The following is a 22,616-nucleotide window of genomic DNA, read 5'->3' as shown; positions in this document are numbered from 1 at the left end:
GGGGGGGGGCGCTCATCGCATTAAAGGTCGATCAGAATGCGCGTCGGATCCTCGATCGCATTCTTCAGTGCGACGAGGAAGGTCACCGCCTCGCGGCCGTCGATCAGGCGGTGATCGTAGGAGAGCGCGAGATACATCATCGGGCGCACGACGACTTGGCCGTTCACGACGACGGGGCGGTCCTCGATACGGTGAAGGCCGAGCACCGCCGACTGCGGCGGATTGATGATCGGCGTCGACATGAGGCTGCCGAACACGCCGCCGTTGGAGATGGTGAAGGTGCCGCCCTTCATCTCGTCCATCTTGAGCGTGCCTTCCTTGGCGCGCTTGCCGAAATCGCCGATCGTCTTCTCGATTCCAGCGACCGACAGATCCTGCGCGTCGCGGATCACCGGCACGACGAGGCCGCCCGGTGACGACACCGCGACCGAGATATCGGCGTAATCGTGGTAGACGATCTCGTCGCCCTCGATCGAGGCGTTGACCGACGGGATGTCCTTCAGCGCCATCGTCGCGGCCTTCACGAAGAAGCCCATGAAGCCGAGGCGGACGCCGTGCTTCTTCTCGAAGAGATCCTTGTACTTGGCGCGCGCCTCGATCACCGCGCTCATGTCGACGTCGTTGAACGTCGTCAGCATGGCGGCAGTGTTCTGCGCGTCCTTGAGGCGCTTGGCGATCGTCTGGCGCAGCCGCGTCATGCGGACGCGCTCTTCCTTGCGGCCCGACGAGGCGGCGACCGACGGCGTGGTCGGCGCGGCGGTGGGCGTCGGAGCCGGTGCGGGGCGCGCCGACGCTGCGGTCGCGACGTCTTCCTTGGTGATGCGACCGTCGCGGCCGGTGCCCTTGATCGTCGCCGGATCGACGCCGTGCTCGAGCACCGCGCGGCGCGCCGACGGGCTGAGCGCAGCAGGCGCATTGCTGTCGATCGGCGTCGCGCCATGATTGCCGTAGCCGCCGGCCACTGGTGCGGTCTGATCGCCGGCGGGGGCGGCAGCCTGTGGCGCCTGCGTCACCGCCGGCTGCGGCGCAGGGCTGGCGGCGGGCGCACCGTCACCCGCCTCGACCGTAGCGAGCATCGCGCCGACCTGCACCGTATCGCCGACCGCGACCGCGTGCTGTCCCATCACGCCAGCGACGGGGCTCGGTACCTCGACCGACACCTTGTCGGTCTCGAGGCTGGCGATCGGCTCGTCCGCGGCGACCTTGTCACCCGGCTGCTTCAGCCACTCGCCGAGCGTCGCCTCGGTGATCGATTCGCCCAGCGTGGGGACCAGAACTTCGGTTGCCATCTATTCTCTCTCGTCCGTTCGGGCCTGGCGCTGCGATGTGCCGGGCCCTCGTTCGGTGGAACGCCCCGCATGCCGCGCGGGGCGAACGGGGTGCACATCAGCTCGCGGGCGGCGCCGCCTTCTTCGTCGTATCCGCCGAGCGCGTGCGGCGGATTTCCTCGCGCACATTGTGGCCGAGTGCGTCGGCGATCAGCGCGCCCTGTTCGGCCTGGTGGCGCTTCATCAGCCCCGTCGCGGGCGAGGCGGCGACGGCGCGCCCTGCGTAACGCGCGCGCTTCACGGCGCAGCCCGCTTGGCCGAGCGCCTCCTCGACGAACGGCTCGACGAAGAACCAATAGCCGTTGTTGCGCGGTTCCTCCTGCGCCCACACGACATCCTCGAGGTTCGGCATGCGCGCGATCCGCTTGGCGAGTGCATCGGTCGGGAAGGGGTAGAGCTGCTCGATGCGGACGATCTGCGTTCCCTCGTCCCCCGCCGCGTCGCGCGCCTCGATCAGATCGTAGGCGACCTTGCCGGTGCACAGGACGAGCCGCTTCGTATCTGCATCCGCCGCGCCGTTCGTGTCGGACAGGATACGGCGGAAGTGCGAATCGCCGGTGAAGTCCGCCGCCTTCGACACCGCGAGCTTGTGGCGCAGCAGCGACTTGGGCGTGAAGACGACCAACGGCTTGCGGAAGCTGCGGTGCATCTGCCGGCGCAGCAGATGGAAGTAGTTCGCCGGCGTGGTGCAGTTGGCGACCTGCATATTGTCCTGCGCGCACAGTTGCAGGAAACGCTCGGGGCGCGCCGAGCTGTGCTCGGGGCCCTGACCCTCGTAGCCGTGCGGCAGCAGCATCACGAGGCCGTTGGCACGCAGCCACTTCGCCTCGCCGCTGGCGATGAACTGATCGATCATGATCTGCGCGCCGTTGACGAAGTCGCCGAACTGCGCCTCCCACAGCACCAGCGTCTTGGGATCGGCAAGCGCATAGCCATATTCGAAGCCGAGCACGCCGTATTCGGAGAGCGGGCTGTCGAGCACCTCGAAATGGCCGTGCTCGACGTTCCACAAGGGCACGTACTTGCGTTCGGTATTCTGATCGACCCACACGGCGTGGCGCTGCGAAAAGGTGCCGCGCCCCGAATCCTGGCCCGACAGGCGGACGCCGAAACCTTCGGAAAGCAGCGAGCCGAATGCCAAGGCCTCGCCCGTCGCCCAGTCGAAATTGTCGCCCGTGGTGAACATCTGGCGCTTGGCGTCGATCACGCGCGCCAGCGTCTTGTGGACGGCGAGGTCGCCCGGGACCGTCGTCAGCGTACGGCCGATCGCGTCGAACAGCTTGGGCTCGATCCCGGTATCGACGCTGCGGCGCGCGCTTTCGGCGTCGGCAGGCACTGACAGGCCCGACCAGCGACCGGCGAACCAGTCCGCCTTGTTCGGCTTGTAGCTCGCTCCTGCCTCGAACTCGCCTTCGAGCAGCGTGGTGAACTGTTTGACGTTGTCGTCGAGCCAAGCCTGGTCGACCACCTTCTGCTCGACGAGACGGCGCCCGTAGATCTCGCTCACCGGCGGGTGGCTGCGGATCGCCTTGTACATCAGCGGCTGGGTGAAGCTTGGCTCGTCGCCCTCGTTATGGCCGAAGCGGCGATAGCACCACATGTCGATCACGACGTCGCGGTGGAACTTCTGGCGGAACTCGATCGCCATCTTGGTGGCGAAGGTGACCGCCTCGGGATCGTCACCATTGACGTGGAAGACGGGCGCCTGGACGCCCTTCGCGACATCCGACGGATAGGGCGAGGAGCGCGCGAACTGCGGGCTCGTCGTGAAGCCGATCTGGTTGTTGATGACGAAGTGGACGCAGCCGCCGGTATTGTAGCCGCGGATGCCAGAGAAGCCGAAGCATTCCCACACGATGCCCTGGCCAGCGAAGGCGGCGTCGCCGTGGATCAGCACGGGAAGCGACTTGCAATGATTGTCGAGGTCGCCCGCGATCGTCTGGATCGCGCGCACCTTGCCGAGCACCACCGGATCCGCCGCCTCGAGATGCGAGGGATTGGCGACGAGCGACATGTGCACCTTGATCCCGTCGAACTCGCGATCGGTGGAGGTGCCGAGGTGGTATTTCACGTCACCCGAACCGCCGATATCGTCGGGGTTGGCCGAGCCGCCGGCGAATTCGTGGAAGATCACGCGCAGCGGCTTGCCCATGACGTTGGCGAGCACGTTGAGCCGGCCGCGGTGCGCCATGCCGAACACGATCTCGTTGACGCCCGCCGCGCCGCCGTACTTGATCACGCTCTCGAGCGCCGGGATCATCGATTCGCCGCCGTCGAGGCCGAAGCGCTTCGTGCCGACATATTTGCGGCCGAGGAACTTCTCCCACTGCTCGGCCTCGATCACCTTGTTGAGGATCGCCTTCTTGCCCTGAGCCGTGAAGTCGATCGCCTTGTCCTTGCCCTCCATCCGCTCCTGGAGGAAGCGGCGCTCCTCGACATCGGCGATATGCATGTATTCGAGGCCGACGTTGCCGCAGTAATTGGCACGCAGGATGTCGACGAGCTCGCGGATCGTCGCCCACTGCAGTCCCATCGTGCCGCCCATGTAGACCGGGCGATCGATGTCGGCATCGGTGAAGCCGTGATATTCGGTCTTGAGATCGGCGGGCAGCTCGCGCGTGGCGTTGAGGCCGAGCGGATCGAGATTGGCGGCAAGGTGGCCGCGCACGCGATAGGTGCGCACGAGCAGCTGCGCGCGGATCGCGTCGCCGGCGGCGCGCACGAGCTCGTCTTGCGACAGGGCAGGGGCGGGCGCGGCGGCGGGGGCAGGCTTGCCCTTGGCGGGCTTGGGCGCGGGCTCCATCTGCGTCGGATCGAGCGCAGCGGTGAGATCGTCGGTCGTGGTGAGCGGCCAGCGATCGTTGCTCCAGCTGGGACCGCTGGTGGCGCTTTCCAGCCCTTCGAAGAAACCGCGCCAGCCGGGCTCGACGTTGTCGGGCGAAGTCTTGTACCGCGCGTAGAGCGTGTCGATGAATGCGGGCGAGACGCCGCCGGCGATGTCCGAGAAATCCTGGCCTTCGTAGCCCATGACAAACTCCAGTCCCTTTCCGACCGGGAAAGGGAGACCCGCCGTCCGCAGGACAGTGGGTCGATGTGGGCGAAGGGTGGCGGCGCGGATCGCCTTCACCCTTCCGCGCCTGCGGCGCTCCCTCCCTCTCCCGCCGGGAGAGGGATATCAGTTCAGCCCTTCAGCACTTCCAGCAGCGTCGAGCCGAGTTCGCTCGGGCTCGCGGCGACCTTGATGCCGGCGGCTTCCATCGCCGCGATCTTGTCCTCGGCGCCGCCCTGGCCGCCCGAGACTATCGCGCCGGCGTGGCCCATACGGCGGCCGGGAGGCGCCGTGCGGCCGGCGATGAAGCCCGCCATCGGCTTCTTGCGCCCGCGCTTCGCCTCGTCGCGCAGGAACTGCGCTGCTTCTTCCTCGGCGCTGCCGCCGATCTCGCCAATCATGATGATCGATTCGGTCGCGTCGTCGGCGAGGAACAGCTCGAGCACGTCGATGAAGTTGGTGCCGTTGACGGGATCGCCGCCGATGCCGACCGCGGTGGTCTGGCCGAGGCCCGCGTTCGAGGTCTGGAACACCGCCTCATAGGTCAGCGTGCCCGAGCGCGAGACGACGCCGACCGAGCCCTTCTTGAAGATGTTGCCCGGCATGATGCCGATCTTGCACTCGCCCGGCGTCAGCACGCCGGGGCAGTTCGGGCCGATCAACCGCGACTTCGAGCCCGACAGCGCGCGCTTGACGCGCACCATGTCGAGCACCGGGATACCTTCGGTGATGCAGACGATCAGCGGTACCTCGGCGTCGATCGCCTCGAGGATCGAATCCGCGGCGAAGGGCGGGGGGACGTAGACGACCGATGCGTCGGCGCCGGTCTTGGTGACCGCCTCCGCCACCGTATCGAACAGCGGCAGCCCGAGGTGCGTGCCGCCGCCCTTGCCCGGCGTGACGCCAGCGACCATCTGCGTGCCGTAATCGAGCGCCGCCTGCGTATGGAAGCTGCCGGTGTTGCCGGTCATGCCCTGCGTGATGACCTTGGTGTTCTTGTCGACGAGAATGCTCATGTCGTCTCCCTGGGGTGTGGGACGGTGGCCCCGGCGGCGTGCCGGGGCCCGAAAGATTACGCGAGGGTCTCGTCGATGCCCTTGCAGGCGACGAGCAGTTCCTTGACCGCATCGACCGAGACCTGAAGGTTGCCCTTCGCTTCGTCGGACAGCTTGACCTCGACGACCTTCTCGACGCCGCCGGCGCCGATCACGACGGGCACACCGACGTAGAGATCGTCAATGCCGTACTGGCCGGTGAGGTGCGCCGCCGCGGGCAGGACGCGCTTCTGATCGTAGAGATATGCCTCGGCCATCGCGATGCCGCTGGTGGCGGGGGCGTAATAGGCCGAACCCGTCTTGAGCAGCGCGACGATCTCGCCGCCGCCGCCGCGGGTGCGCTTGACGATCTCGTCGACCTTTTCCTTGGTCGAGAAGCCCATCTCGATCAGATCGGCGACGGGGATGCCCGAGACGGTGGAATACTCGAGCACCGGTACCATCGTGTCGCCGTGGCCGCCGAGCACGAAGGTGTTGACGTCCTTGACCGAGACCTTGAACTCCTCGGCGAGGAAGTGGCTGAAGCGTGCCGAATCGAGTACGCCTGCCATGCCGACGACCTTGTTATGCGGCAGGCCGGAGAATTCGCGCAGCGCCCAAACCATCGCGTCGAGCGGGTTGGTGATGCAGATGACGAATGCGTCGGGTGCGTTGGCCTTGATGCCCTCGCCGACGGCCTTCATCACCTTCAGGTTGATGCCGAGCAGATCGTCGCGGCTCATCCCCGGCTTGCGCGCGACACCGGCGGTGACGATGATCACGTCAGCGCCCGCGATGTCGGCGTAATCGTTCGAGCCCTTGATCGTCGCGTCGAAGCCCTCGACCGGGCCGCACTGCGACAGATCGAGCGCCTTGCCCTGCGGCACGCCCTCGACGACGTCGAACAGGACGATATCGCCCAGGCCCTTCAGAGCGGCCAAATGCGCGAGCGTACCACCGATGTTTCCGGCGCCGATCAGCGCGATCTTCTTGCGGGCCATCCAATCCCCTTTCCGTAACGTTCAGGTCGTGATTGGAACGGCCGCGTACGCCCTTTGGGCGTCAGGGGCAACCCACTTAGGGACGAGGGACAACCGAGTTATCAATAACGCTTCGCAATAGCGAGTGAGTCAGGCGACGCCGTGTCCTTGCGCGAGATATTCCTCCGAGCGCATCTCTTCGAGACGGCTGACGGTGCGCTGGAACTCAAACCTGCCGTCGCCGAGCGGGTAGAGCGCGTCGGGCTCGGCATCGGCGGCGGCGAGCAGCTTCACCTTGTGCTCGTACAGCGCGTCGATCAGGCTGACGAAGCGCGCGGCCTCGTTGCGGTTCTCGGGCCCGAGCACGGGCACGCCGACGAGGATCACGGTGTGGAAGCGGCGGGCGATCGCTAGATAGTCCGCGCTGCCGCGCGCCTCGCCGCACAGCTTCTTGAAGCTGAACACGGCGACGCCCTTCAACGCCTTGGGCACGCGCAGCATGCGGCCCTGGACGGTCATCTCTTCCGCCGGCACGTGCTCGCGGTCCCCGGGCGGGTAATCGGTAAGGCGGAAGAAGGCGGCGGAGAGCTGCGCGGTCGCCACCGGCCCGTTGGGCACGAGCCAGGTATCCTGCTGGCCCAGCCGGTCGCGGCGGTAATCGACCGGACCGTTGAGCGCGAGCACGTCGAGCCGCTCGCCGATCAGCGTGATGAAGGGGAGGAAATGCTCGCGGTTGAGCCCGTTCTTGTAGAGATCCGCGGGCGGGCGGTTGCTCGTCGTCACCACGGTGACGCCACTCTCGATCAGTGCGGTGAACAGCCGCGAGAGGATCATCGCGTCGGGCGAGTTGGTGACCATCATCTCGTCGAATGCAAGCAGCCGCGCTTCCTCGGCGAGCGCGGCGGCGACGGGGCCGATCGGATCGCCCAATTCCTTGCGGCGCTCGACCGCGATGCGGCCGTGCACCTCAAGCATGAACTCGCCGAAGTGGACGCGCCGCTTCCGCTCGATCGAAACGTTGGCGAAGAACAGGTCCATCAACATCGACTTGCCGCGTCCGACATCGCCCCACATGTAGATGCCGCGCGGCGGCACGGCCTTTTTGCGGAAGAAGCCTGTGGTTCGCGGGTGTTCGAGCTCGCTAGCCAGCGCGTCGAGCCGCACGGCGGCGGCGGCCTGTTCGGGATCGGGGCGCAGCTCGCCGGCGATGATCAGCGCGTCATAGGCGTTCTTGACTGCGGCCACGCTTACTCCTTCGTCATCCTTGCGCGCGCATTTCCCATGAGAGACCTGCTTGCCGCGGGCCCTCCTGATACACAGCGCCTATCGGCAAAAGCGCGGGCAATTGAGGTAATCACTATCGGCAGGTGACACCAAGCGCGTCGGCGGCGGTCAGCGCTTGGTCGGCTTGCGGATCGTGCCGGAGAATTCGGCGACCGGGCCTGCGTCCTGCACGACCAGCCCGCGCATGAAGAGGAGGCGACCCGTCTCACGCAGCAGTTCGACCTGCGCCTCGAGCGGCTCACCGATCCGCCCCGCGCCGACGAAATGGGTGTTGAGATCGAGCGTCACCGCGGTGCCCGCCTCGATCAGGCCGAAGCTGCGCGCCGCGGCGAACAGCGCGACGTCGATGAAGCCGAGCATCGCGCCGCCGTGCACGTTGTTGCCCAGGTTCGAGTGGCGCCGTTCGGGGTTCATTCGCACGCGGCAGGTGGCATCCTCGACGCGGACCATCATGTCGCCAAGGAAGGTGTTGTAACGGTCCGAATTCTTGAGGCCCCAGCGCTTCCAGCCCGGATGATCGGGATGGTCCTCATAGTGGAATTCTGGCTTTTCCATGTCTTGTACCTCGGGCAAGGCCGGGGCCCAGTTACGGCCGGCCCGATACTGGACCCCGGCCTTCGCCGGGGTTCGTAGGAAGGGTCAGCTCGTCAGACGACGCGCTCGACCTCCATCTTCTTAATCTCCGCGATCGCCTTGGCGGGCGACAGGCCCTTGGGGCAGGCATTGGCGCAGTTCATGATCGTGTGGCAGCGATAGAGGCGGAACGGATCCTCGAGCTCGTTGAGCCGCTCGCCCGTCATCTCGTCGCGGCTGTCGGCGAGCCAGCGATACGCCTGGAGCAGGATCGCCGGGCCCAGGAACTTGTCCGAATTCCACCAGTAGCTCGGGCACGAGGTCGAGCAGCAGGCGCAGAGGATGCACTCGTACAGCCCGTCGAGCTTGGCGCGGTCCTCGGGTGATTGCAGCCGCTCCTTGCCGGCGGGCGGCGGGGTGACCGTCTTCAGCCACGGCTGGATCGAGGCATATTGCGCGTAGAAGTGCGTGAAATCGGGAACGAGATCCTTGATCACGTCCATCGCCGGCAGCGGGGTGATCTTCACCTCGCCGCGAATGTCCTCGATCGCGGTGGTGCAGGCGAGGCCGTTCTTGCCGTCGATGTTCATCGAGCACGAACCGCAGATGCCCTCGCGGCACGAGCGACGGAAGGTAAGCGACGAATCCTGCTCGCCCTTGATCTTGATCAGCGCGTCGAGGATCATCGGGCCGCATTCGTCGAGGTTGACCTCGAACGTGTCGTAGCGCGGGTTCTCGCCGCTGTCGGGATCGTAGCGGTAGATCTTGAAATTGCGCATCGTCCCGCCCGGCTCGGGCGAGGGGATCTTGCGTCCGCCCTTGATCTTGCTGTTCGCCGGCAGGGTGAATTCAGCCATGTTCCGCTTCCGCTTCTCTCACGTTGCCGACTGCGAACGAAGCCCGTTCCAGTCGAGGTTGCGCGTCAGATACATAACACCGGCCAGCGCCGCAAACAGAAGCAGCGCGCCGATCAGCAGCGAATAGGCCTCCAGGCTAAGCAGGACGTAGAGCACGCCGTACAGGCCGGTGAGCAGCGCTGCGATGTATCCGCCGCGACGCCAGCTGCGCAGCACCGCGGCCGAATAGGCCGCGAGCAGGCCGATGATCGCCGCCGCTGCCACGATATAGGCAGCCGCGAAGCCGATTACCTCCGCAAAGGCGAGCAAAAGGACGAAAAACAGCACCAGCCCGGCGCCGACGAGAAGATATTCGACCATCGCGACGCGCACCCCGCCGATGACGTCGAACATAAGGAACGCGACGAAGGTGAACCCGATGAACAGGAAGCCGTATTTCACCGATCGATTGACCTGGCTGTAGAGATCGACCGGCGAGACGAGATCGACGCGCGCCTCGTAATCGCCGGCGGTGACGCTCGTGTCGAACCGATCGCCGACGTCCACCCGCGCGTCCGGAACGACATCGCCCGACGCGACGAGGCTGCGGCCGAGCGCGAGGTTGCCGATGCGCCACGTGGCGGCGAAGCCCGTGTCCGACACGCGCGGTGCGGCGGGAAGGAAGCCGCCCTGGAAGCTCGGGTGCGGCCACGTCGAGGTGACCTGCCAGCGCGTGTCGCCCGCCTGCGGTGCGAGCGCGAGCCACCCGTTGCCGCGGAAGGCGAAGCGGAAGCTGACCGCGAGTGGTGCGCCGCGGATCGCGCCGGCATCGAGCCAGGTGAAGAAGCCGGCATTGCCCGTCGCGGGCGAACCCTTGCCGGGCTGGAGGGCGAGGCGGCGGCCGTTGACGATCACCGTCGGCGGGCGGCCGACGAGTCCGCGCGCGTCGCGCAGTCCGAAGCGAAGCTCGGCGCGATCGTAGGCGAGCGCATCGGCGGTGATGCCGAAGCGCGCGAGATCGGTGGGGAGGGCGAAGCGCGCGGTGCCCGATGCGTCGGCCTCGAACAGCACGGCCTCGTAGATCGAGCGGCTGCGGCGTTCGGGCGTCAGCACCGTCCGCAGATCGGAAACCTGCGGGGCGAGCGTGAGCTCGCGCCAGACAAGTCGGGTACGGACGACCTGACGCCCGCCTTCGTTGACGCTTTCGGTCGCCTGCGCCTGGTACGGCAGGACGAGTACGGGGCCGGCGATGGTCTGCGGCCCGCCCCAGCCGGCGGCGATCGAGGCGCGCGCGGTGCGCGACTGTTCCTGCCGGTCGTAAACGAGAAGGTAGACCGCGAAGAGCGGCACGGCGAGCAGCATGGCGATCAGAATCGCCATCGCGAACTTGCGGCCGGGGGTGGGGCCTTGCGTCGTCAAGCGGCACCTTTCGCGCGATGATCGTCGATCGCTTGGTGCCGCAGCCCTCAGATGATGTCGAGCACCAGCCCCAAATCGCGCGCCTTCTCCGCCTCGATATACCAGTTCGACGGCGCCTTGGCCTTGAGCTCGTCGAGCGAGACCTGCGTGCCGGCGACGAGATCCGCGAAGCCTTCGTCCTGGATGCGGATCGAATCGGTGATTTCGTTGAGCTTGGCGAGGAGCACCGGAGCCAGCGTGTTGAGCGGCCCGGACAGCTGAACGGTCGAGTTCATGATCCGCTCATGGATCATCAGCCGCGTGCCGCGCGTGAGGAAGCGCTTGTCGGCGGGGAAGGCGGACATGAAGGTGGCGCCCGCCGAATAGACTGCGACCTTGCCGAGAAACAGCGTCTCGCGCCCGGTATAGTCGCGCAGCAGGCGGATCGAATCACCCATCGCGCGCGCCATCTCGGGATCGCCGCCGAGCGTGGTGATCGACACCACCAAGGGGCCGCTGCCGCTGTCGTTCGCCAGCTGATCCTTGAAGTTGGCGTACATGAAATTGTCCACCGGCCCGTGCAGCTGGATCTGCGGGTGCGCGAGGAGCGGGTAATTGGTGGCGTTGCTGGTGTTGGTCATGGCGCGGCGAACCACGCGGGGCGGGTGGATGTTCCGCGCCGCGCCAAATTCCTGCGAATAATGGCTTAACGGCGTGCCTGACCGCCGGGTTCGAGAATCGCATTGGCCGGCCGGCCAACCGGCGTGCCGGCGGTTCTGGGCATGCGGGCGTCGAGCGCGGCGAGCCAGCGCGTGGCGCCCGCGCCGATCGCGACCTGCGGATCGGACGGTTCGAGTCGACCGTCGCGCTCCCAGCCGGCGATCGTCTCGGTCGCTTCCTGCGCGGCGGCGGCGAGCGGCTGCGGCTTGCGCAGCGCGCGATTGACCAGCGCATCGCCGAAGAACGTCCAGTCGTTGTCCGCCTGGCAGCCGAACGACGTCTTGCTCGACGAGGCGGCGGTGACGATCGCGGTGGTGTCGCTCGACAGCAGCGGCACGAACACGCCGGCGTAGCACGCCGAAATGAGGATCAGCCGGTTGCGGATGCCGAGCTGCGACAGCGTGCTCCACAGCCGCGTCGGCGAGATCGCGCCAAACCCCTGATCGGCGTCGTTATAGACGATGCCGAAGCGCGCGCCGTGGCTGGTCGTGTAGAGGATCAGCACGTCCTCCGCCGGATCCATCAGTTCGGCGACGCGGGCGAGGGCCATATCGAGATTGGCGGGCGAGCCCATCGCCAGCCGGCTGTCCGCGCTGCCGTCGGTACCGGCGAGGACGATGGTGCGGCCGTCGGCGGCGTAGCGGCGGGAAAGGACGGCGCCCGCCTCGCGCGCCTCGCGGCCGAAGACGGGATCGCTGTCGAGTGCGGCCGCGACGACATAGGCATCGACGATTCCCTTGCGCTGCGGCGCGAGCCGGGCGAGCGACGCGGCGAGGCGGCGATGCTCGCCGAGCAGCCACGCCGCCGTCCGATCATGCTCGATCGAGCCGCCCTGGTCGGCGAGCTGGACGAGTTCAACATCGCTGCTGCGCGAGACGAGCGGCACTGCGCGGGTATGCTGCGGCGGCTGATAGGTCTGCGCCGGGGCGATGCCCGCGATCCCCGCAATGAGCAGCGTTGCCAGGCGTTTCATATGCGTGCGTCCCCTCGACGCTGCATCTCACGGGCAAGCCGCGTGGCTGTCAATCGCTTGATCCCGCACCGCTTCGATGCGCAGATGACCGCACGTCGGCAAAAGGCCGGCAGGCCGGGGGAGCGACAGCCGTGATCGAGTTCTTCTTCGATTGTTCGAGCCCGTGGACGTGGCTCGGCTTCGAGAGCATTCAGCCGCTCGCAGCGGAGCTGGACGTTGATATCGTGTGGCGCCCGATCCTGGTCGGCGGCGTGTTCAATGCGGTGAACCCCAGCGTCTACGAGGGCCGAAGCAATCCGGTGCCGGCCAAGGCGCGCTACATGGGCAAGGACCTGCAGGATTGGGCGCGGCTGCAGGGGCTGTCGATCCGCTTTCCGCCCGCGATCTTCCCGGTCAACAGCGTCAAGGTGATGCGCGCGTGCTGCTGGCTGGGGCAGGGCTGCGTGCCGTTCGCGCGCGCCGCCTTCCGCGCCTATTGGACCGATGATCGCGATATCGCCGACGATGGTGTGATCGCCGATCTTGCGCGTGCGACGGGGGTGGACCCGGACGCGCTTTTCGCGGCGATCGCCGACGATGCGGTGAAGGCGCAGCTGCGCGCCAATACCGACGAGCTGATCGCGCGTGGCGGCTTCGGCTCGCCGACGATCTTCGTCGGCGGTGACGACATGTATTTCGGCAACGACCGCATGCCGCTGATCCGCGCGGTGGTGCTGGCTCAGCGCGGCGGCTGAGCGGCGGTCCATTCGAGATCGAGCGTCGTGCCCCGCGCCGCCGGCCCAGCCGTTGCGCGGACGCCGGCCGCGGCTAGACGCTCCACCGCCGCATCGCGTGCTGCGGCGGGGCCGGTGACGGTGACGCCGCGATCGAGGCGGCGGGCGGCCCAGGCGGCAGTATCGAGCGCGGCGGCATCCGGCGTATCGTTGGTGATCGGAATGGGGCCGGGGACACCATCGGGCGGGGTCAGTTCGATCGACCAGCCGTTGGCGGCGGCCGCCGCGCGCTGCTCGATTGCGCGGTAGGTGGCGAGGCTGGCGCCGGGCAGCGGCGCAAGCCGCGCGACCGCGCGCCGTGCGCCGGTATCGACCAGTACCGCTTCGGCGGGCACGCCGGCAACCAAGGCAACCGGCTCGGCGATCTCGTTGCGGGCGTCGCGCGCCACGGATGCGCGACCGTCGCCGGCTTGCGCCGCGGCGATCTGTGCCGCTTCGCCGGCGCCGCTTTCCATGCCGACGCGGATCTGATCGACGTGAAGATCGAGCGGCAGGCGCACGGCGGCGCGCGTCGCCGCCAGCACGCGGGCGTCCGCGGTGGGCACGATCGCCGGGGTCAGCACGATTGCGCGGACCACGGCGGGGGTGCGGTCGAAATCGATGTCGAGCTGGCTGATCCGCGCGCTTGCGTCGAACGGCCGCAGCACTGCCTCGCGGATCTGGCGGCGTGCGACGCTCTCCACCGCGATCTGCTTCAGCGCGAGCCCGAGCGGAATGGCGAGCGCGGCGAGGCCGACAACGATCAGCGTTCCCTGCAGCCGCGTCTGCGAAGGCGAGAGATGGGCGCCGAAGCCGTACAGCCGCGCGACGGTCGCCGCGGTGAGCGCGATCGTGACGAGATTGGTGAGGAACAGCAGCAGCGAGCCGCCGAGCACCGTCCAATTCTGCGTCGCGAGGCCGAACCCGACGACGGCGAGCGGCGGCATCAGCGCGATCGCGATCGCCACCCCGGTCACGGTCGTCGAGCGTTCGCGGATCAGCGCATAGCCGCCGGCGATCGCGGAGAGCAGCGCGACGAGCAGATCGAACAGATTGGGCCGCGTGCGGATCGCGATCTCGCTGGTCACCGTCTGGATCGGCGAGACGGCGACGAACGCCGCGGACAGGAGAATCGCGATGACCGAGCCGAGCAGCAGCGCCCAAGCGGCACGGCGCATCTCGACCAAGTCGAACGTCGCGATGCCGAAGCCGAGGCCGATGATCGGCATCATCAAGGGCGAGATCAGCATCGCGCCGATCAGCACCGCCGACGAGGGCAGCAGGAGACCCAGGATCGAGATCCCGGCCGAGATCACGATCGCGAACAGATAGGCGCCGCTCCAGCCCGATTCGGCCGAGATCTTTGCGACCACCGCGGCGTGATTGACGTCGCCGACAACGCGCGATCGCCACCAGCGCGCGATCACGTCGAGTCGGCCGGGGCGACGCGCCCCGGCGTCCGTCACCGAAGATCCGATCAGTAGACCCGCTTCTTCGGCTTGATGTACTCGATGTCGTCGGTGAGCGTGTAATCGTGCACCGGGCGATAATCGATCGCGCACGCACCGCCCTTGCCGCCCCAGCCTTCGAAGGTGGCGGTGGTGTGCTTCATCCAGTTCGCATCGTCACGCTCGGGGAAATCCTCGTGCATGTGCGCGCCGCGGCTTTCCTTGCGGTTCTCGGCGCAGCGCATCGTGACAACGGCCTGGCTGATGAGATTGTCGAGCTCGAGCGTTTCGACGAGGTCGGTGTTCCAGACCAGCGAGCGATCTTTGATCCCGATGTCCTGCATCGACTGGTAGATCGCGTCCATCTTGGTGACGCCCCCCGCCAGCAGCTCGCTGTCGCGGAACACCGCGGCGTGGCGCTGCATCGTCTTCTGCATCTCGGCGCGGATCCGCGACGTCGGCGCGCTGCCGGCCGCATTGCGGAAGTGATCGAGCCGCGCGAGTGACATTTCCTCCGAGCCCTTGGGCAGCGGATTGTGCGGTGTATTCTGCTTCAGCGTGTCCTTGAGCCGCAGGCCGGTGGCGCGGCCGAACACGACGAGGTCGATCAGCGAGTTGGAGCCAAGGCGGTTCGCACCGTGGACCGAGACGCACGCCGCCTCGCCGACCGCGAACAGGCCGGGGACGATCGCATCGGGATCACCGTTCTTCAGCTGGACGACTTCACCGTGATAGTTCGTCGGGATGCCGCCCATGTTGTAGTGGACGGTCGGCGTGACGGGGAGCGGCTGACGCGTCAGATCGACGCCGGCGAAGATCTTGCCCGTCTCGGTAATGCCCGGCAGGCGCTCCGCCAGCACCTTGGGATCGATGTGATCGAGGTGCAGGAAGATATGATCCTTGTCCTTGCCGACGCCGCGGCCCTCGCGCATTTCCGCCGCCATCGAGCGCGACACGACGTCGCGGCTGGCGAGGTCCTTCGCGCTAGGCGCATAGCGCTCCATGAAGCGCTCGCCCTCGGAATTGGTGAGGTAGCCGCCTTCGCCGCGCGCGCCCTCGGTAATAAGAACGCCAGCGCCGTAGATGCCGGTCGGATGGAACTGCACGAACTCCATGTCCTGCAGCGGCAGGCCGGCACGAAGCGCCATGCCGTTGCCGTCACCGGTGCAGGTATGCGCCGACGTCGCCGACTGGTACACGCGGCCACCGCCGCCGGTCGCCAGCACCACCGCATGCGCGCGGAAGCGGTGGATCTGCCCGGTTTCCATGCTGAGCGCGATCACGCCGCGGCACGCACCGTTCTCCATGATGAGATCAAGCGCGAAATATTCGATGTAGAAGTCCGCGTCATACTTCAGCGACTGCTGGTAGAGCGCGTGCAGCATGGCGTGGCCGGTACGGTCGGCCGCGGCGCAGGTGCGCTGCACCGGCGGGCCTTCGCCCATGTTCTGCATATGGCCGCCGAACGGGCGCTGATAGATCGTGCCGTTGTCGTTGCGGCTGAACGGCACGCCGGCGTGCTCGAGCTCGTAGACCGCGGCCGGCGCTTCGCGCACCATATATTCGATCGCGTCCTGGTCGCCGAGCCAGTCGGAGCCCTTGACGGTATCGTACATGTGCCACGACCAGTGATCGGGCGAATTGTTGCCGAGGCTGGCGGCGATCCCGCCCTGCGCCGCGACGGTGTGGCTGCGCGTCGGGAACACCTTGGTGATGCAGGCGGTCTTCAGCCCGCTCTCGGCGATGCCCATCGTGGCGCGCAGGCCCGAGCCGCCGGCGCCGACGACGACCGCGTCATAGGTATGGTCGATGATCTGATAAGCGGCGGGCATCAATTCGCTCCGAAGGCGATCTTGAGGATCGCAAAGATGGCGGTACCGGCGACAGCGGCGGTGAACAGGTTGAGCGCGACCATCGCGACCACGCGGCGCTCGTCACGCTGGTAATCCTCGATCACCACCTGAAGGCCGATACGGAAATGGTAGAAGACCGAGAGAACGAGGAGCAGCATCGGCACCGCGACCCAGGCGGTCGATAGCCACTCGCGCATCGCGCCGTAATCATAGGCCGGGCGGCGTGCGAGCGAGATCATCAGCCAGCTCATCAGCAGGATGTTCGATCCCGCCGTCAGCTTCTGGTGCCACCAGTGATGCGTGCCTTCGTGCGCGCTACCGAGGCCACGGACGCGGCCGATCGAGGTTCCCGTACCCATTACTTGGTTCCCACGTAGAGCCAGAAGGCGAGCGTCAGCGCGATCGAGCCGACGAAGGTGAGCCGCGCGAGGTTGCGGTTGAGCTTGAGCTCGAACGCCGCGCCGGTATCGAGCACGAGGTGGCGAATGCCGCTCATCATGTGCTGAAACAGGCTGAACGTCAGTCCAACGCCGAGCACCCAGCCGACGATGTTGAGCCGCCCGTCGGCGTAGGTGAGGACGTCGCGGAAGGTGGCATAGGCCTCCGCCCCCGACGCGAGCGCGGCGAGAAACCAGACGAGCAGCAGCGCGCCCACCGTCGCCATGCCGCTGCCGGTGACGCGGTGCAGGATCGACACCGTCATCGCCGCGCTCCAGCGATAGTGGATCGCGAGCGGGCCGCTGAACAGGTGCGGGCTTCTGGGACGGACGTGTTTGGTGGCCAAGACTTGCGTTCCCTGCGGTGAGCCGACGATTTGGCGCGGTCTATGAGGCGCGATGCGCGATGATGCAAGCCGCGCGCCTACGGCGAGCGTGGTTCTAACCCGGCCTTAACCATTGCCCGTTAGCCGATCCGACGGGGAATCTCTGGGGAGCCACTCGACCTTGTCCGACGATCTACCGGCCATCGGCTCCGCCGCGCGACAGCTGGACCTCGCTGCGCGGCTGCGCGTCTTCGATCTCGACGGATCGCTGGTGGCGGCCAGCCGCGAGGCGTGGACGATCCTGGAACCCGAGATCACAGCCGTTTCCGAGGCCTATTGGCAGCAGTGGCTGCGCTGCTTCGACGATCAGCGGACCTGGGCGCCAGCGGATACCGCGCGGATGATCGAGATCGGCCGCACCTTCCTGCGCAACCGGTTCCTCGACACGGCAGGGTTCGGGTGGATCGAATCAATCGAACGGTCGGTCGCGGCGGCGTATCAGGCAGACGTGTCGCCGATGGCGCTGTTGTCGATGATCAGCGCGAGCGACCGCGCGGCGCTTGGCGTGCTGCTGCGGCGATGCGATCGCGACGATGCACGGCTGCCGATCGTGATCGACACGCTGATGCGCCTCTCTGCGCTGGAGGGCGAGATCACCGTCGAGATCTACAATCACTATCGCAAGCACAGCGCGCGGGTGGCGCGTGATCGGCTGGCGGTCGATTTTCGCGACGGCATCGCCGCTGCCGTCGAGGAGACGACGGCGGAGGGCGGCAGCCTGCGCGATCAGGCGTCGGGCGCATCGTCGTCCGCGCGCGGCGTGCTGGGCAAGGCGAGTGAGGTCGCCGCGGCGGCGGAACAATCCGCCATGGCGATGCGCGACGCGGCGTCGACGGCGGCCGGGCTGATCCGCGCAATCGAGGACGCGCGCGCCGAGGTTGAGGCGGCGGCGGAGATCGCGACGCGTGCCGCCGGGCAGGCCGATCAGGCGGTGGGCGTCAGCGAGATGCTGAGCGATCACGCCAAATCGATCGAATCGATCCTGGGACTGATCCGCGACATCGCCGGGCAGACCAACTTGCTCGCGCTCAACGCCACCATCGAGGCCGCGCGCGCCGGCGACGCGGGCCGCGGCTTCGCGGTGGTGGCGCAGGAAGTGAAAAGCCTGGCGAACCAGACGGCGCGGGCGACCGACGATATCGCCGCCAAGATCGCGGCGATCCAATCGGCGACGCGCGTCACTGTCGACGCGAGTGCCGGTATCCGCGCGACGATTGGCGACGTGCAATCCTCCGCGACACGCATCCGATATGCGATGGAGGCGCAGGCGCAGACGGTGACGGCGATCACCGCTGCGGTCGACGAGACTGCGCTCGCCGCCGATTCAATGTCAGGCACGATCGCGGCGATCCATGCCGATACCGAAAGCGTCGCAGGCGAGATCGATTCGCTTGGCGCCGGCTTCGATCGGCTGGCCGGGCGGCTGGGTGCACTGAACGGCAGCGCGAGCGATTTCGCGACGCGCGTCGCCGCCTGAAGACGAGAACGAGACGAATGATCGCGGGCGCTACGGCGCCGCGATCGGGAGAGACGAAGATGACGCAGGATGCGGTGCCGGCTTATGGCGCGATACCGGGCGATTGGGGCGGACAGGCCCGAACGATCGCGGCGCATGTCCGCGAATATGATTGGGATGGCGGGATCGGCCCGGGCACGGCGGAAATCTGCGGACTGCTCACTGATGCGGACTGCGACGGCATCTCTGCGGCTTTTTGGGCGCATTATCTGTCGCTGCCGGCCGCGCGCCATGTCGCCGATATGTTCGACGCCGCATTGCTGGCGCGCCAGCAAGCGCGCAGCGCGCGCTATCTACGGATGAAATATGCCGCGCCGTTCGACGACGCGTGGAAGGTCATGGCGATCAAACATGCCGACATGACACGCGAATCGCATGTGCCGCTCGCCGCGCTGACGGCGGCGTTGGCCTTTGCCCATGCACGAACGCTGGCAGTGATCGAGCCACGGCTGGACGGCGACGTCGCGCGGATGCGGCGGCTGGCCGACATCGTCCAGCGCCACGCGCTGATCGAGGCGGACGTGATGGCGGCGCACCTCGCGCGCACCGATCGCCAGCGCGTGTTCGAGGAACGCGCCGCCCACGCCGCCGCCTTCAACGAGCATATCGCGCGTGCGATCGACGGCGCTGCCGCGCTAGGGGAGCACGTGCGCGCACAGGCGTCGAGCGCGGCGCGCTCGGCCAGCGCGATGATCGGGCGCGGTGCCGAAGTGGCGGCGGCGGCGGAGGAATCGGCGCTGGCGATGCGCGACGCGGCGTCGACCGCGGCGGGGCTGATCCGTGCGCTCGAGGACGCACGCGACGAGGTGGAGACCGCGGCGGAGATCGCAACGCGCGCGGCCGGACAGGCGGATCAGGCGGTCGGCGTCAGCGAGATGCTGAGCGATCACGCCAAGTCGATCGAATCGATCCTGGGGCTGATCCGCGACATCGCCGGGCAGACCAACCTGCTCGCGCTCAACGCCACGATCGAGGCGGCGCGCGCGGGCGACGCGGGTCGCGGCTTTGCGGTGGTGGCGCAGGAAGTGAAGAGCCTTGCCAGCCAGACGGCGCGTGCGACCGACGACATCGCCGCCAAGATCGCCGCGATCCAGTCTGCGACGCGTGTCACCGTCGACGCGAGCAGCGGCATCCGGATGACGATCGGCGAGGTGCAGACGTCGGCAACGCGTATCCGCCAGGCGATGGAGTCTCAGGCGCAAACGGTGACGGCGATTACCGCCGCGGTTGACCAGACCGCGATGGCGGCGGACGCGACCGCCGGCAACATGACTGCGATCATGCAAGAGGGGCAAACCTTCGCGCGCGATTTCGATGCGCTGGGTACCGAGTTCGCCGCGATCGACGAGCGGCTGGCCGGGCTGCGCACGGCGGCTGAGGAGTTTTCCGCCAAGGCGGCGTGAGTGGGCATCTCGCGGACGGCGCGGCGCGCGACAACCGGAATTGAGCGTCGCGGCCAGCCCGCTTATGGCGCGGGCCATGACAAATATCCTCCTCACCGGCGCCTCGCGCGGCATCGGCGCCGCGATCCACGACGCGCTTCGCCCCGCCGCACGCGTGATCGGGCAGGCGACGCGCGATGCCGATGACATTATCGGTGCCGATCTCGACCGGCCGGGGGCGGCCGCGGCGCTGTGGTCGGCGGCGCTCGACCGGCTGGGCACGATCGACGTGCTGATCAACAATGCTGGCGTGTTCGAGGCCAATCCGATCGACGCCGACGACGCCGACTGGACCGCCGGCTGGGAGCGCACGATGCGCATCAACCTGACCGCTTCGGCCGAGCTGTGCCGTCTCGCCATCAAGCACTGGCAGGCACGCGGCGTCGCCGGCCGCATCGTCAACGTCGCGAGCCGCGCCGCCTATCGCGGCGACAGCCCGGCGCACTGGCATTACGCCGCATCGAAGGCGGGCATGGTCGCGATGACCAAGACGATCGCGCGCGGCTATGCCGGGCAGGGCATCCTCGCCTTCGCGATCTGCCCGGGGTTCACGATGACGGGCATGGCGGAGGACTATCTGGCGAGCCGCGGCGGCGACAAGCTGCTCGCCGACATCCCGCTCGGGCGTGTCGCGATGCCCGACGAGGTGGCGGAGATGGCGCGCTGGCTCGCGCTCGACGCGCCGGCATCGATGACGGGCGCGGTGCTCGACGTGAACGGAGCGAGCTATGTCCGCTGAGGATGCCGCCCCCGACAGCTGGCGCGTGACGCTGCCCTGCACGCGCGCCGAGGCCGAAGCGATCGATGCCGCCGACGATCTCGCGATCGACGCGGTGCTGATGACGACCGAGGAGGTCGAGGACGATGTCGAGCGCTGGCGGCTCGACGCGTATATGGAGCACGAGCCCGATGCGGCGATGCTCGCGGCACTCAACGCGCTGGTGCCGAGCGCGGCCGGCACCGCGCCGAGTGTCACCGCGCTGACCGCGCAGGACTGGGTCGCGATGTCGCAGCAGGGGCTGGAGCCGATCCGCGAGGGCCGCTTCGTCGTTCATACCAGCGCGCACCCGAGCGACGCACCCGCCGGCGGCCGCGCATTGCTGATCGATGCCGGCCAAGCGTTCGGGACCGGGCATCACGCGACGACGAGCGGCTGCCTGGCGATGCTTGACGGCCTTGCATCTCGGCACTTCCGCAGCATCATCGATGTCGGCACGGGCACGGGGGTGCTCGCCTTTGCGGCCGCCTTCCTGTGGCCGGAGGCGAGGGTGGTCGCGACCGATATCGATCCTGCGGCGATCGAGGTAACGCGCGAGAATGCCGCGCTGAACGTCGTTGATGGCGTCGCGCTGATCGTCGCTGACGGCGCGCTGAGTGAGGCGATTACCGCGCGTGCCCCGTACGATCTTGTCATCGCCAACATCCTCGCCGGGCCGCTGGTGTCGATGGCGCCGGAACTCGCCGCGATCGCCGACGCGGGCGCGACGATCGTGCTCGCCGGCCTGCTCGAGACGCAGCGGGCGAACGTCGTTGCCGCCTTTGCCGCTTGCGGCTGCACGCTCGAGACGGCGGACGTGCGTGGCGACTGGACGATCCTGCGGCTCGCCGCCGGCAGCGCGCGCTACGTTCCGTCGAGCCCGCCCGACCCAAAGGGGCGCGACGGCTGGGCGCTCGATCTGTGACCGCCGCGGCCGGATCGAGCCCGCTCAGCCGGCCTTGGCGCGGGCGTATTCCTGCGTGCCGCGGGTGATCAGCGTGTCGCCCTCGACGATCTCGGCGACGGCGATCTCGGGCAGATCGCGGATGGCGTCGTAGAGCGGCGCGAAATCGGTTTCGACCGTGAGACGCAGCAGTTCGTCGAAGCTCGGGATGACGAAGTAGTTCTGCTGGAAATCGTCGATCCGGTAATCGGTGCGCATCACGCGCGCGAGATCGAAGGCGATGCGGTGCGGCGACGGATCGTCGAGCGCGAAGCGGCTCTCGGCATAGCTCGACACGATGCCGGAGCCGTAGATGCGCAGACCCTCAGGCTCGGCGATCAGTCCGAACTCGACCGTGTACCAGTACAGCCGCCCAAGGTATTTCAGCGCGTCATGCTCCATCGCGCGTAGCCCACCGCGGCCATAGGCGGCGAGATAGTCGGCGAAGACCGGATCGGCGAGCATCGGCACATGGCCGAACACGTCGTGGAAGACATCGGGTTCCTGCAGGTAATCGAGCTGGTCGGGGCGACGGATGAAATTCCCCGCGACGAAGCGGCGATTGGCCATGTGGTCGAAGAACACGTCGTCGGGCACGAGGCCGGGCACCGCGACGACTTGCCACCCGGTGAGATCCATCAGCCGATCGGAGAGTTCGGCGAAATCGGGAATGCCGGGTTTCGACAGCTTGAGCACGTCGAGCCCGCGCAACCAGGCGTTCGCCGCGCGGCCCGGCAGCAGCTTCGCTTGCCGGGCGAACAGCGTGTCCCACGTCGCGTGATCCTGCGCGCTGTAATGCGACCAGTTCTGCGGCACCGTCCAATCGGCGGCAGCGTCGGCAGGTGGGGTAAGGGGGGCGGGGGTGTCGGCCATGCCCGGGGGCATAGCATGGCCGACCCCGAGAGCA

General features: G+C 67.7%; 20 protein-coding genes. 5 read left to right on the top strand and 15 right to left on the bottom strand.

Annotation, left to right across the window (positions count from 1 at the left end; genetic code table 11):
* Positions 1-20: 20 nt before the first annotated feature.
* The 10 genes from odhB to F1C10_RS07455 all read right to left on the bottom strand — a co-directional run bounded on the left by odhB (position 21) and on the right by F1C10_RS07455 (position 12,175).
* Positions 21-1,289 (bottom strand): 2-oxoglutarate dehydrogenase complex dihydrolipoyllysine-residue succinyltransferase, encoded by a 1,269-nt coding sequence (gene odhB / locus F1C10_RS07500; protein ID WP_185209873.1) that lies wholly within the window; start codon positions 1,287-1,289, stop codon positions 21-23.
* Between the two features lie 97 nt (positions 1,290-1,386).
* Positions 1,387-4,356, bottom strand: coding sequence for a 2-oxoglutarate dehydrogenase E1 component (locus tag F1C10_RS07495; RefSeq protein WP_185209872.1), 2,970 nt, complete (start codon positions 4,354-4,356; stop codon positions 1,387-1,389).
* A gap of 152 nt (positions 4,357-4,508) precedes the next feature.
* Positions 4,509-5,393: a succinate--CoA ligase subunit alpha gene (gene sucD / locus F1C10_RS07490; protein ID WP_085810514.1), complete on the bottom strand. Its 885-nt coding sequence runs from the start codon at positions 5,391-5,393 to the stop codon at positions 4,509-4,511.
* Between the two features lie 56 nt (positions 5,394-5,449).
* Positions 5,450-6,412 carry a malate dehydrogenase gene (gene mdh, locus F1C10_RS07485; protein WP_185209871.1) on the bottom strand — a complete coding sequence of 321 codons (963 nt, stop codon included), beginning with the start codon at positions 6,410-6,412 and terminating at the stop codon, positions 5,450-5,452.
* Between the two features lie 129 nt (positions 6,413-6,541).
* Positions 6,542-7,636, bottom strand: coding sequence for a cell division protein ZapE (zapE, locus tag F1C10_RS07480; protein ID WP_185209870.1), 1,095 nt, complete (start codon positions 7,634-7,636; stop codon positions 6,542-6,544).
* 147 nt (positions 7,637-7,783) lie between these two features.
* Positions 7,784-8,230: a PaaI family thioesterase gene (locus F1C10_RS07475; protein ID WP_185209869.1), complete on the bottom strand. Its 447-nt coding sequence runs from the start codon at positions 8,228-8,230 to the stop codon at positions 7,784-7,786.
* A 92-nt stretch (positions 8,231-8,322) separates the two neighbouring features.
* Positions 8,323-9,105 carry a succinate dehydrogenase iron-sulfur subunit gene (locus tag F1C10_RS07470; protein ID WP_308458082.1) on the bottom strand — a complete coding sequence of 261 codons (783 nt, stop codon included), beginning with the start codon at positions 9,103-9,105 and terminating at the stop codon, positions 8,323-8,325.
* Positions 9,106-9,123: 18 nt separating this feature from the next.
* On the bottom strand, positions 9,124-10,503 hold the full coding sequence (gene creD, locus F1C10_RS07465) for a cell envelope integrity protein CreD (protein ID WP_258043125.1): 1,380 nt from the start codon (positions 10,501-10,503) through the stop codon (positions 9,124-9,126).
* 47 nt (positions 10,504-10,550) lie between these two features.
* Positions 10,551-11,123 carry an ATP-dependent Clp protease proteolytic subunit gene (locus F1C10_RS07460; protein WP_185209868.1) on the bottom strand — a complete coding sequence of 191 codons (573 nt, stop codon included), beginning with the start codon at positions 11,121-11,123 and terminating at the stop codon, positions 10,551-10,553.
* 65 nt (positions 11,124-11,188) lie between these two features.
* Positions 11,189-12,175: a C13 family peptidase gene (locus F1C10_RS07455; RefSeq protein ID WP_185209867.1), complete on the bottom strand. Its 987-nt coding sequence runs from the start codon at positions 12,173-12,175 to the stop codon at positions 11,189-11,191.
* Between the two features lie 131 nt (positions 12,176-12,306).
* Between F1C10_RS07455 and F1C10_RS07450 the strand changes: the two genes are divergently transcribed.
* A complete protein-coding gene (locus F1C10_RS07450) occupies positions 12,307-12,909 on the top strand; it encodes a 2-hydroxychromene-2-carboxylate isomerase (RefSeq protein WP_185209866.1) in 603 nt (200 codons plus the stop codon).
* On the opposite strand, the gene F1C10_RS07445 is transcribed toward F1C10_RS07450, so the two are convergent.
* From F1C10_RS07445 to sdhC, 4 genes are read right to left on the bottom strand one after another with little or no spacing between them, the layout of a single operon-like run.
* On the bottom strand, positions 12,894-14,393 hold the full coding sequence (locus F1C10_RS07445) for a DUF389 domain-containing protein (protein ID WP_185209865.1): 1,500 nt from the start codon (positions 14,391-14,393) through the stop codon (positions 12,894-12,896). The two genes, F1C10_RS07450 and F1C10_RS07445, sit on opposite strands and share 16 nt — an antisense overlap.
* An 11-nt stretch (positions 14,394-14,404) precedes the next feature.
* Positions 14,405-16,207: a succinate dehydrogenase flavoprotein subunit gene (sdhA, locus tag F1C10_RS07440; RefSeq protein ID WP_185209864.1), complete on the bottom strand. Its 1,803-nt coding sequence runs from the start codon at positions 16,205-16,207 to the stop codon at positions 14,405-14,407.
* On the bottom strand, positions 16,207-16,587 hold the full coding sequence (gene sdhD / locus F1C10_RS07435) for a succinate dehydrogenase, hydrophobic membrane anchor protein (protein ID WP_185209863.1): 381 nt from the start codon (positions 16,585-16,587) through the stop codon (positions 16,207-16,209). Before sdhD ends, sdhA begins: the two co-directional genes overlap by 1 nt.
* The gene (sdhC, locus tag F1C10_RS07430; RefSeq protein ID WP_185209862.1) at positions 16,587-17,012 is read right to left on the bottom strand and encodes a succinate dehydrogenase, cytochrome b556 subunit; all 426 of its coding nucleotides are present in this window, start codon (positions 17,010-17,012) and stop codon (positions 16,587-16,589) included. The genes sdhD and sdhC overlap by 1 nt, the downstream gene beginning before the upstream one ends.
* A gap of 160 nt (positions 17,013-17,172) precedes the next feature.
* On the opposite strand from sdhC, the gene F1C10_RS07425 reads away from it, so the two are divergent.
* From F1C10_RS07425 to F1C10_RS07410, 4 genes are all read left to right on the top strand, one after another.
* Positions 17,173-18,528, top strand: a complete 1,356-nt coding sequence (locus F1C10_RS07425; RefSeq protein WP_219729799.1) for a methyl-accepting chemotaxis protein — start codon at positions 17,173-17,175, stop codon at positions 18,526-18,528.
* Between the two features lie 59 nt (positions 18,529-18,587).
* Positions 18,588-19,970: a methyl-accepting chemotaxis protein gene (locus F1C10_RS07420; protein WP_219729798.1), complete on the top strand. Its 1,383-nt coding sequence runs from the start codon at positions 18,588-18,590 to the stop codon at positions 19,968-19,970.
* A 76-nt stretch (positions 19,971-20,046) separates the two neighbouring features.
* Entirely contained in the window at positions 20,047-20,748 is a 702-nt protein-coding gene (locus F1C10_RS07415) for an SDR family NAD(P)-dependent oxidoreductase (RefSeq protein WP_185209860.1), read from the top strand.
* Entirely contained in the window at positions 20,738-21,691 is a 954-nt protein-coding gene (locus tag F1C10_RS07410; protein WP_185209859.1) for a 50S ribosomal protein L11 methyltransferase, read from the top strand. Before F1C10_RS07415 ends, F1C10_RS07410 begins: the two co-directional genes overlap by 11 nt.
* A 24-nt stretch (positions 21,692-21,715) precedes the next feature.
* Here F1C10_RS07410 and phhA read toward each other — a convergent pair whose 3' ends face one another.
* Positions 21,716-22,582: a phenylalanine 4-monooxygenase gene (gene phhA, locus F1C10_RS07405; RefSeq protein WP_185209858.1), complete on the bottom strand. Its 867-nt coding sequence runs from the start codon at positions 22,580-22,582 to the stop codon at positions 21,716-21,718.
* Between the last annotated feature and the right edge of the window lie 34 nt (positions 22,583-22,616).

The sequence above is a fragment of the Sphingomonas sp. NBWT7 genome (assembly GCF_014217605.1).
Taxonomy (GTDB): Bacteria; Pseudomonadota; Alphaproteobacteria; order Sphingomonadales; family Sphingomonadaceae; genus Sphingomonas.
The sequence above is the reverse complement of the archived record's forward strand: the minus strand, read 5'-3'. Positions and strand labels throughout refer to the sequence as shown.